Below are 9,841 nucleotides of genomic sequence, written 5' to 3'. Positions count from 1 at the left end.
GATTGCGGTGTGTGAAGACGAAACGAACCGAAAGTTCGACGCTCACAAAACACCTAGCTGTCACATACCCAATTTGCTGAAGCGAGGCACTCTGGCCACGACTCAGTACCCGAATTTCTTGACGACCATAGAGCGTTGGAACCACCTGATCCCATCCCGAACTCAGAAGTGAAACGATGCATCGCCGATGGTAGTGTGGGGTTTCCCCATGTGAGAGTAGGTCATCGTCAAGATTAAATTCCGAAACCCCAATTGCGAAAGCAGTTGGGGTTTTGTTTTGCCCGCAGGAAAGTTTTTGCTCGCTTCAGCGAGCACGTCGATGGTTACCATGAGCGTCCGTTCGGCAGGAGGCAGGCCATGCAACTCAAGTTCAGTCACATCGATGTACTCGTCAATAACCTCGAAGAATCCTGCGCGTACTACGCGCAGATATTGAAGGCGAGAATCTCCAGGCCTCTGGTGTGGGAGCGGGGCGGTCTGCATGTGCGTTATGCGATTGCGTTGATCGGGCAGGAGCGTTTCATGCTGGTTCAGCCATTGGCCGGGAATCTGCGGGAGCTCCTGGATAGCGCGGGCGAGGGCATGATCTACCGTCACTGCTATTCGACTCCCGACATCGAAAAAGCCTACGACGAACTGGTCGCTGAAGGCGTACAGCCAGAAGATGAAAACGGTAAACCGCTGGCCCGCGAACACCTGAAATCGCCGGCAGGGGCACGCATCATCTGGTTGCCCAAACGCTTCGGCCACTTCTCGATCGAAATCCTTGAAGAAAAATCGCTGGAGGCGTTTATCGAGGAGGCGTTTGCCTGACGTTTTCCGCTTGTGATACGCCACGACTACCCCGTATAAGAGCGACTTTCACTTCCGATATAAGAAAAGGGTGCACGCATGAGCAATGCCTGGAACGAAGGATATTTCACGGACGAAGGCTATACCTACGGGTATAGCCGGGAAATCAATCCGGTTTTCCAGCGTTATTGTCTGCTGTTGCGCGGTTTCGCCACGCTGGAGAGCACCGACGGTTACCACTGTGAGTTGGGCTTTGGTCAGGGAGTTTCGATCAACATCCATGCCGCGGGCAATCCGGGCTCCTATGTCGGTACCGACTTTCACCCGGGTCAGGCGTCCCATGCCATCACTCTGGCAAGCGACTGGGGCAGCGATGCGCGACTTTATGATGACAGCTTCGAGCAGTTGCTGGCCCGCCATGACTTACCTCAGTTCGACAGCATCAGCCTGCATGGCATCTGGACCTGGGTCAGCCGCGATAATCACAAATTGATCGTGGAATTCGTGCGTCGTCATCTCAAGCCAGGTGGCTTGCTGTACGTCAGCTACAACTGCTTCCCCGGCTGGTCGCCTATGGCGCCATTGCGTCAGCTATTCAGCCTGCACGATCGTTTCGCCAGTCAGGCCTCCGCGCGAGCGGATCAGCGCATCGATGCTGCGCTGCAATTTTCCGAAGCGTTATTGGCGGCCACCCCCAAATATGCCAACTCGGCACCCGGTCTGGACGCCAAGCTCCAGAGCATCAAAGGCCAGGATCGCCAGTACGTTGCCCATGAGTATTTCAACCGCGACTGGAACTGCATGTATTTCACCGACGTGGTTGATGCCCTGGCGCCCGCCAAGCTCGACTACGCCACGACAGCCGTGCCGCTGGACTCCGTCGACCCGCTCAACCTGAGCGCCGAAGGCATGGAGTTCCTGGAAGGGATCGAGCATCCCGTCATGCGTGAGCAGGCGCGTGACTATTTCGTGAACCAGAATTTCCGCCGGGATCTTTATGTACGCGGTGCCAACAGGTTGTCTGCATCCGAGCACCGCGAGCGCATGCTCAATACGCGTTTTGCCCTGTTGCAGTCGGCTGGCAGCGTACCGGGCACCGTCACCGGGCCGGCGGGCTCAGCCACGCTGCAAGCCGAGATCTACGGCCCGGTACTCGAAGCACTGGCGGACCAGGCCTATGTGCCGAAGACTCTGCGTCATTTGCTCGGCGCAGCACCTTCATTGACTTATGGTGACCTGGAGCAAGCGATCAACGTATTGATAGGCATGGGGGCCGTTGCGCCCTGCCAGAGCGATGCGGCCGAAAAACTGGTGCAGGCTCGCTGCAATACCCTCAACCTGCAGCTGTGCAAACGTTCGTTGTATGGCAACAAGATTCAGACCCTGGCGAGTCCGGTGACCGGTGGTGGCGTGACGGTCAGCCGCTTCCAGCAGTTGTTCCTGATATCGATCAAGCAAGGCAAAAAGCACCCGGCTGAATGGGCGCAACTGGCATGGGGCATCATCGGCGGCCAGGGCGAAGGTCTCCTCAAGGACGGCAGAGCCCTGACCACCGCTGAAGAAAACCTTGCCGAACTGACTGTGCAGGCTCAAGCATTTGCCGAGAGCACGCTGATCATTCTCAAGGCGCTGAAAATCGTTTAGGCACGAGATTTGATACAGAACAGGCGACAGGACGGGATCCTGTCGCTTCTTGCAAATGACGGTGTTGCCCTGGGCGGTGCCGATATGGGCTTTTGTCGGGTTTGTGTTGCAGTCAGGCTTGGATGGATCGAATGGAATTATCAGATCTTCGGCATGAGCAGGGCGCTTCGATCGACGAGCAGGTCAACACTGATCGATTGCATCAGTTGTTTCGCCAATCCGTTTCAGCCGTTATCGGCAGCTACCTGGCCGCGCTCATGCTCTGCGGGCTGTGTTGGGATCGTTTTGAGCAAACCTGTATTTTCTGGTGGCTCGGCCTGCTGACGGCGTCTACGTTGTTGCGCGTTTCGATGTTTGTCGCCTGGTTTCGCAGCGATGAGTGCGAGCGGACCCCCAAGCGCTGGGAGCGCAAATACTGGGCAACCCTGGTGTTGTCTGCCGGCATCTGGGGCGCGGGCGCCTTGATCATCATGCCGGCCAACGACCTGTTGGCGCAGGCATTGGTCATGCTCTTCACGGTCGGGATGTCGGTCAGCGCGGTGTCCTGTTATTCGGCCTATCGATACATGACGCTGGTCTCCATGGCGCTGGTGTTGCTGCCGTGTACGTTCTGGCTGCTGTTTCAGCCGTCCACGCTTCAAGTGGGCATGGCGTTGGCCGTCCTGGTCTTCGCCTCTTTCGTCGCCCGTGCTACACGCAAAATGTCCGAAGCGCTGGAGGCCGCCTTTCGCCTGACCCGGGAAATGGAGCGGGCACACAATATCTCAAGGCTTGCCGCGCGGACCGATGAGTTGACCGGCCTGAACAACCGGCGGGCATTTTTCGAGCGGGCGCAGCAACTGTTCGATGAATGCCGGCGGCGCCAGTCGAACCTGTGTGCCGTCATGCTGGACATGGACCACTTCAAACACATCAATGACACCTACGGCCATCAGGTAGGGGATCGTGTTCTGCAGCAGATGGGGAGCATCATCTGTACGTACTTTCGGGACACTGATGTGCATGGCCGGTTGGGTGGCGAAGAGTTCGCGATCCTGCTTCCGGACACCTCGATCGAGGTGGCGGTGGAGCTGCTGGAAAATCTGATCGTAACCATGCCCCGGATCATGACGGGCCCGGTTCATCGCATCACCGCCAGTCTGGGCGTCGCTTCGATGCAGAACGAAGACTCGGACCTGCACAGCCTGATGAACAATGCCGACAAGGCCTTGTATCGAGCCAAGGCCCTGGGACGCAATCAGATCGCGGTGGCGGAGCCGGTGTAGTCGACTCGCGTCAATGCGAAGAAACATAAACCGAAGGCGAAGTCGGCGCAGGCAACGCATACGTTGCCTTCATCCACTCGATCTCCGCCTGCGGTGTCCTGCCAAAGAAGCGTTTGAACTCCCGACTGAACTGCGAGGCGCTTTCATAGCCGACACTGAACGCCGCCGCGGACGCAGTCATGGCGTGGCGCAACATCAAAAGTCGCGCCTGATGCAGGCGCGTCGACTTCAGGTATTGCATGGGTGAGGCGTCCGTCACGCTGCGAAAGTGCAGGTGAAAACTGGGTACGCTCATGCTCGCTTCGCGGGCCAGTTGCTCGACGTCCAGGCGCTCCTGATAGCTGCTGTGGATCTTGCGGATCGCCCGCGTCACCTTGCCGAAGTGTCCCTGTCGATTGAGTGCGGCGCGCATCGAGCCGCCTTGTTCGCCGGTCAGGATGCGGTAGTAGATTTCCCGCAACAGCGACGGGCCTAGTATCTGCGCCTCGCCTGCAATGCTCATGGTTTCAAGAAAACGCAGCGTCGATGCGCGCAGGCGGTCGTCCATCGGTGAGGCGAACATGCCTTTGGGTGGCGCATCACTCGGGCCGTGAACCTCATCCACCTGCTGCATCAACTCGCTGGCCACCTGAAAATCGAGTTGCATATAGATCGCGAGCATCGGCTCGTCTTCAGAGGCATCGGTCTCCATGGTGAAGGGGATCGGAACCGACACCACCAGGTAATGCTGGGCGTCATAGACGTAGACGTCATCGCCCAGATACCCGCGCTTCCGGCCCTGACAGAGAATTACGATGCCGGGGTCGTACAGCACCGGCGTGCGGGTCAGTGGCCGGTTCGAGCGCAGGAAGCGCACGCCCTCCAGCGCGCTGAGGTTGTAGCCCTCGATCGGTGCCAGAATCTCCATGAGCTGCACCATGCGCGAAGTGCTTGGGTCGGCCTGTTTCATTGCGTTCTCTCTGTGGGCCGTTCAATGGTCGGTGGAACGGGTCAGCGCTTCCCATTGGTCGATCTCGCTGGCGGCGCGTTTCAGCTTGTCGCGCACCAGGTTCAATGCATCGCTGCCCAGCAACAGATGCGCTGGCGGGGCAGGGCTGGCGATGATCTGCAACATCGCCTGCGCCGCTTTGCGCGGATCGCCGAGCTGCTTGCCGCTCTTGTCCTCGCGCGCCTTGCGCACAGGATCGAAGCTGGCGTCATAGTCGGCGATGCTGCGGGGCGTGCGCTGCATCGAGCGACCGGCCCAGTCGGTTCGAAACGAACCCGGTGCAACAGCGGTCACGAAGATATTGAACGGCGCCAGTTCCTTGCTCAGGGTATCGGAGATGCCCTCGAGCGCAAATTTGCTGCCGCAGTAGTACGCGATACCCGGCATCGTGATCGTGCCGCCCATCGACGTGATATTGAGAATATGACCCGCCCGCCGCTGGCGAAAGAACGGCACAAACGCCTTGGTCACGGCAACCGCGCCGAACACATTCACGTCGAACTGGCGGCGCATGTCCTCCAGTGGCGATTCTTCGAAAATGCCTTCGTGACCGTAGCCGGCGTTGTTGATCAGCACATCGACCGGGCCGTGGGTTGCTTCGACGGTCGCCACGACGCTATCGATCCGGCCGAAGTCCGTGACATCCAACAGCACGCCGTGCGCATTGTCGATGGACAGCGCCTGAAAGGCTTGCAGGTCGGCTTCGCTGCGCACCGTGCCGATGACGCGGTGACCGGCAGCCAGCGCTTCCTTGGCCAGCGCGTGGCCGAAGCCGCTGCTGACGCCGGTGATGAAGAGGGTTTTGGTGTTGGGCATGACGTACTCCGCAAATCAGGTGTGACGTCATGGTAGCCAGCGATAAATCGTTCACCTATGCCGGTTTGTCTTCGAGCCTTGCCTAATCCTCTCAGCGGCGACCAGCCCCGCAATCGTTATCGCGGGGCTGATCAAAGGACTCACGCCTGATCCATCGCCTCGGCCACGCCCTGATCCTCACCCAGAAACCCGCCACTCTGATGCTGCCACAACCGCGCGTAGGTGCCGTTTTTCGCCAGCAGTTCGGTGTGGGTGCCTTGCTCGATGATGCGTCCCTCATCCATGACAATCAGTCGATCCATCGCCGCAATCGTCGACAGTCGATGGGCGATGGCGATCACGGTCTTGCCCTGCATCATTTCATCGAGGCTTTCCTGGATGGCGACTTCGACTTCTGAATCCAGCGCGCTGGTAGCTTCGTCGAGTAGAAGGATCGGCGCGTTCTTGAGCATCACCCGGGCGATGGCGATGCGTTGTCGCTGGCCACCGGAAAGCTTGATGCCGCGTTCGCCCACCAGCGTGTCGTAGCCGGTGTGGCCCTGGCGGTCGCTGAGCTGGTTGATGAAACCGTCGGCCTGGGCGTTGGCGGCAGCGCGCTGGATTTGCGCGTCGGTCGCGTCCGGTCGGCCGTAGGCGATGTTGTCGCGAATCGAGCGGTGCAGCAGGGACGTGTCCTGAGTGACCATGCCGATCGCGCTGCGCAAGCTGTCCTGTGTCACCTGCGCGATGTTTTGCCCGTCGATGCGAATCTCGCCGCGATCGACGTCATAGAAACGCAGCAGCAGGTTGATCAGCGTGGATTTGCCGGCACCGGAACGGCCCACCAGACCGATTTTCTCCCCCGGCTGGATGCTCAGGCTCAAGCCGTCGAGCACCTGGCGTTCGCCGTTGTAGTTGAAGCTCACGTTGTCGAACGTCACCGCACCGCCGGAAGGCACCAGTACGCCGGCGTTCGGCGCATCCTGAACCTTGGGGCCACGGGTCAGAGTGTCCATGCCATCCTGCACGGTACCGATGTTTTCGAACAGCGACGTCATCTGCCACATGATCCAGTGCGACATGCCATTGATGCGCAACGCCATGGCTGTGATCGCCGCCACCGCCCCGGTGCCGACTTCGCCCTGATGCCACAGCCACAGCGCGTAGCCGCCGGCGCCCATGATCAGCCCGACGACCAGCGCCTGATTGACGATCTCGAACTGGCTGACCAGACGCATCTGGCGAAAACCGGTCTGCTTGAAATCCTCCATCGCCGCCCGCGCAAAATGCGCTTCGCGTTTGGAGTGGGAGAACAGTTTCACCGTGGTGATGTTGGTGTAGGCGTCCGAAACCCGGCCCGTCATTGATGACCGTGCATGGGCCTGTTCCTGTCCGACCTGCCCCAGGCGTGGCACGAAATACAGCATCGTCAGCCCGAACAGCGCGACCCAGGCAATGAACGGCAGCATCAGTTTCAGGGCGAAGCCGCCGGCCAGGGCGATGATCGCAATGAAATAAACGCCAATGCCCGGTGCGATTTCGATAACGGTGAACAGCACCTCGCGCACGGCCAGCGCCGTCTGCATCACCTTAGTCGTGACCCGGCCGGAAAACTCATCGGAAAAGAACGAAAGGCTCTGCCGCAGCATCAGTCGATGGAAGTCCCAGCGCAGGCGCAGCGGCAGATTGATCGCCAACACCTGGTGCTGAACCATGGTGCGCAACGCCACCAGCCCGACGCTGGTCAGCAACACGATGCCGATGCCCCACAGCACACGGCTCTCTTGCCCGTTCACATCGCCGCCGGCCTGCCAGGCCGAAAGCAGGTCCACGACCTGACCCAGAAAGGAAAACAACCAGGCTTCGTAGATCGACACACCGGCACTGAGCAGCGCCAGCGCGAGGATGTAACCGCGAGCGCCGCGGGTGCAGGCCCACAGGAATCGCGCCAGACCGACCGGCGGTGGCGGCGCTTCGTCGGGCGGGAAGGGGTCGAGCCGTTGTTCAAACAGGCGAAGCATTGTGGGTCTCCGAAATGATCAATTGCGGGGATTCTGCCATTTAACGACGCTCTTGAGGGTTTGCAGGTTCCCGGGCATTTCCTCGTTGAGGGAAAACCCTCATTGCCGGAACACCGTCGCGTTACTAGCATGGGTCTCGGCAATCGACCCATTCGATGGAGAGCACCATGGCTACCACGCAGACTGACGACAAGCGCCCAACCCCCGATCCGGCCGAGGACAACGCGTTTTTCCCCTCGCCGTATTCCCTCAGCCAGTTCACTTCGCCCAAATCCGATCTCAGTGATGCCGAGTACCCCAACCGCTACAAGGGCGGGCGCTGGAAGGTGCTGATGATCGGCGCGGACGAACGCTATCTGTTGACCGACAACGGCACCATGTTCTCCACGGGCAATCACCCGGTTGAAACCCTGCTGCCGATGTATCACCTGGACAAGGCCGGTTTCGGCTTCGACGTCGCGACGCTGTCGGGCAATCCGGTCAAGTTCGAATTCTGGGCCATGCCCTCCGAAGACGCCGAAGTGAAGGGCTTCTACGAGCAATATCGCGATCAGTTCAAACGTCCACTCAAGCTGTCCCAAGTGATCGAAGAAGCGCTGGGCGAGGACTCCGACTATATCGGCGTTTTCATCCCCGGCGGCCACGGTGCGCTGATCGGCCTGCCGGAAAGCGAGGACGTGAAGAAGGTCCTGCAATGGGCCCTCGCCAAGGACAAATTCGTCATCACCCTGTGCCACGGTCCGGCGGCGTTGCTGGCGGCCGGTCTCGGCGAAACAAAAGACTCGTGCATCTTCAATGGCTACCGGATCTGCGCGTTTCCCGATGCCCTGGACGCGACAACCCCTGACATCGGTTACATGCCCGGCCACCTGACCTGGAAGTTCGGCGAGCAGTTGCAGGCGCTCGGTGTGGAAATCACCAATCAGGGCATTTCCGGGGCGACGCTTCAGGACCGCAAACTGCTGACCGGTGACAGTCCGCTGGCGGGCAATGCGCTGGGCAAACTGGCGGCGGCCGCGCTCCTGAAAGAGGTCACCTCGGGGTGAGCCCCGGACCTGCCGAAGCACTCTTGCGCGCCGCCCTCGATATCGAGGCGGCGCCCACGCTGGTGGCAATCCAGAAGGCCGTTCGCGGTTTCGCCGGGGCCCATGGTTACGATCGATTCGTCCTGTTCTCCGCCACCTCGGTGTCGGAGGACGTGGTCGAGCGCATTTACTGGGTGGAAGGCGACTGGTTTGGCGACGGCATCGCTGTCGACGCCCAGACCTACGTTCAGCGCTGCCCCGTGACTCGCCACCTGCTGGACACCCGCGAATCCTTCTTCTGGAGCAAAGTGCAGGAGGAGAGCGGCGAACTCTATCGAGTGGTTCGCGTGCCTAGCGGCCCGGGCGTGCATGGCTTGCAGATTCCAGTCTTCGGCCCGCAGGGGCTTGAAGGCGCCATGAGTCTGGGGGGCGAGCAGATCGATGCCTCGGCGCGGGTTCGTCTGGCGTTGGGCATGCTCGCCTCGGTGGCGTTTCATTCCGCGCGACGTTTGCTCGAAGCGCCGCTGGACGAGACAGCCGGAAAACTCTCGACCCGTGAGCGCGAAGTGCTGGCATGGGTCGCTGCCGGTCGCAGGCAGGCCGACATTGCCGCCACCCTTGGACTGTCCGGGCGCACGGTGGAAAATCACCTGCGTTCAGCCCGTCGGCATCTGGGCGTGGCCACCACCGCCCAGGCCATCAAAATTGCCATTCGCAAGGGGGAAATAAAGGGGTGAAACCCGGGTGCACAACGAACGCTGAAGCTTGTTTTTGCGCGGCCGGAGCGATGTTTCACACCCCGAGTCGTCTCAACGGGCCAAAGGCCTGCGTTTGCGCATTTTTGACATTCACGGCTCTTTGCCACCGTCACAATGACGTAGGAAACAGCTGATATTTATTTCGCCGAATTCCTACATTTTGTTTGCCTCTCCAGCAAAAAACGTGGTTATTATCCGCCGGCGCTTCGGGTCACAAACCCGGCGCCAGAAGATTGCCGTGCGTCCACAGACCCGGCAGTCGCAGCCGATCGGGACCACCCTGGCGCTGTCATCCCCGCGCAGGTTGTTCCTCGTCGTTGACCCTCAAATGGAAGTCGAGGTTTCAATTGGTCACGCGGTTTGCAATCGACGATGCAATGAACGGTGCGACGGATGTCGCCAACGATTCAGCCCACTTTCCCGCTGCCTGCGCCGACCGCGCGGCGGTGTTCTTCTCCAGCCTGTCTCCTCCCGGATTTCTGCGTGTGCCCGCGTTCAACGCGAGTCTGCACGCGCGCGCCGCGCCATCTTCCTGAATTTGAATGACCGTACC

Annotated in this window: 9 protein-coding genes and 1 rRNA gene; 7 read left to right on the top strand and 3 right to left on the bottom strand. The window is 60.1% G+C overall.

Annotated elements, in window-relative coordinates; all coding sequences use genetic code 11:
• Nucleotides 1-117: 117 nt before the first annotated feature.
• From rrf to M5G18_RS01650, 4 genes are all read left to right on the top strand, one after another.
• Nucleotides 118-233, top strand: a 5S ribosomal RNA gene (gene rrf, locus M5G18_RS01665).
• Nucleotides 234-357: 124 nt separating this feature from the next.
• Nucleotides 358-813, top strand: a complete 456-nt coding sequence (locus tag M5G18_RS01660; protein ID WP_273900057.1) for a VOC family protein — start codon at nt 358-360, stop codon at nt 811-813.
• A gap of 78 nt (nt 814-891) precedes the next feature.
• The gene (locus tag M5G18_RS01655) at nt 892-2,436 is read left to right on the top strand and encodes a methyltransferase regulatory domain-containing protein (RefSeq protein WP_273900058.1); all 1,545 of its coding nucleotides are present in this window, start codon (nt 892-894) and stop codon (nt 2,434-2,436) included.
• A 131-nt stretch (nt 2,437-2,567) separates the two neighbouring features.
• Nucleotides 2,568-3,701, top strand: a complete 1,134-nt coding sequence (locus M5G18_RS01650) for a GGDEF domain-containing protein (protein WP_273900059.1) — start codon at nt 2,568-2,570, stop codon at nt 3,699-3,701.
• A 10-nt stretch (nt 3,702-3,711) separates the two neighbouring features.
• Here M5G18_RS01650 and M5G18_RS01645 read toward each other — a convergent pair whose 3' ends face one another.
• The 3 genes from M5G18_RS01645 to M5G18_RS01635 all read right to left on the bottom strand — a co-directional run bounded on the left by M5G18_RS01645 (nt 3,712) and on the right by M5G18_RS01635 (nt 7,505).
• Nucleotides 3,712-4,650 carry an AraC family transcriptional regulator gene (locus M5G18_RS01645; RefSeq protein ID WP_273900060.1) on the bottom strand — a complete coding sequence of 313 codons (939 nt, stop codon included), beginning with the start codon at nt 4,648-4,650 and terminating at the stop codon, nt 3,712-3,714.
• A 21-nt stretch (nt 4,651-4,671) separates the two neighbouring features.
• Nucleotides 4,672-5,505 carry an oxidoreductase gene (locus tag M5G18_RS01640; RefSeq protein WP_273900061.1) on the bottom strand — a complete coding sequence of 278 codons (834 nt, stop codon included), beginning with the start codon at nt 5,503-5,505 and terminating at the stop codon, nt 4,672-4,674.
• A 140-nt stretch (nt 5,506-5,645) separates the two neighbouring features.
• Entirely contained in the window at nt 5,646-7,505 is a 1,860-nt protein-coding gene (locus M5G18_RS01635) for an ABC transporter ATP-binding protein (protein WP_273900062.1), read from the bottom strand.
• Between the two features lie 167 nt (nt 7,506-7,672).
• On the opposite strand from M5G18_RS01635, the gene hchA reads away from it, so the two are divergent.
• The 3 genes from hchA to M5G18_RS01620 all read left to right on the top strand — a co-directional run bounded on the left by hchA (nt 7,673) and on the right by M5G18_RS01620 (nt 9,824).
• A complete protein-coding gene (gene hchA, locus M5G18_RS01630; protein ID WP_273900063.1) occupies nt 7,673-8,551 on the top strand; it encodes a glyoxalase III HchA in 879 nt (292 codons plus the stop codon).
• Complete coding sequence (locus M5G18_RS01625) at nt 8,548-9,267, top strand: PA1136 family autoinducer-binding transcriptional regulator (protein ID WP_273900064.1); 720 nt, start codon at nt 8,548-8,550, stop codon at nt 9,265-9,267. The genes hchA and M5G18_RS01625 overlap by 4 nt, the downstream gene beginning before the upstream one ends.
• A 338-nt stretch (nt 9,268-9,605) precedes the next feature.
• The gene (locus M5G18_RS01620) at nt 9,606-9,824 is read left to right on the top strand and encodes a hypothetical protein (RefSeq protein ID WP_273900065.1); all 219 of its coding nucleotides are present in this window, start codon (nt 9,606-9,608) and stop codon (nt 9,822-9,824) included.
• Nucleotides 9,825-9,841 lie beyond the last annotated feature (17 nt).

The organism is Pseudomonas aphyarum (genome assembly GCF_028657055.1).
Taxonomy (GTDB): Bacteria; Pseudomonadota; Gammaproteobacteria; order Pseudomonadales; family Pseudomonadaceae; genus Aquipseudomonas; species Aquipseudomonas aphyarum.
This window is presented reverse-complemented; position numbering and strand designations above follow the sequence as displayed.

Excerpts from the sequence above, each read along its gene's own strand:
- M5G18_RS01660 (WP_273900057.1), top strand. The coding sequence starts at position 358 with ATGCAACTCAAGTTCAGTCACATCGATGTACTCGTCAATAACCTCGAA.
- M5G18_RS01655 (WP_273900058.1), top strand. The coding sequence starts at position 892 with ATGAGCAATGCCTGGAACGAAGGATATTTCACGGACGAAGGCTATACC.
- M5G18_RS01650 (WP_273900059.1), top strand. The coding sequence starts at position 2,568 with ATGGAATTATCAGATCTTCGGCATGAGCAGGGCGCTTCGATCGACGAG.
- M5G18_RS01645 (WP_273900060.1), bottom strand. The coding sequence starts at position 4,650 with ATGAAACAGGCCGACCCAAGCACTTCGCGCATGGTGCAGCTCATGGAG.
- M5G18_RS01640 (WP_273900061.1), bottom strand. The coding sequence starts at position 5,505 with ATGCCCAACACCAAAACCCTCTTCATCACCGGCGTCAGCAGCGGCTTC.
- M5G18_RS01635 (WP_273900062.1), bottom strand. The coding sequence starts at position 7,505 with ATGCTTCGCCTGTTTGAACAACGGCTCGACCCCTTCCCGCCCGACGAA.
- hchA (WP_273900063.1), top strand. The coding sequence starts at position 7,673 with ATGGCTACCACGCAGACTGACGACAAGCGCCCAACCCCCGATCCGGCC.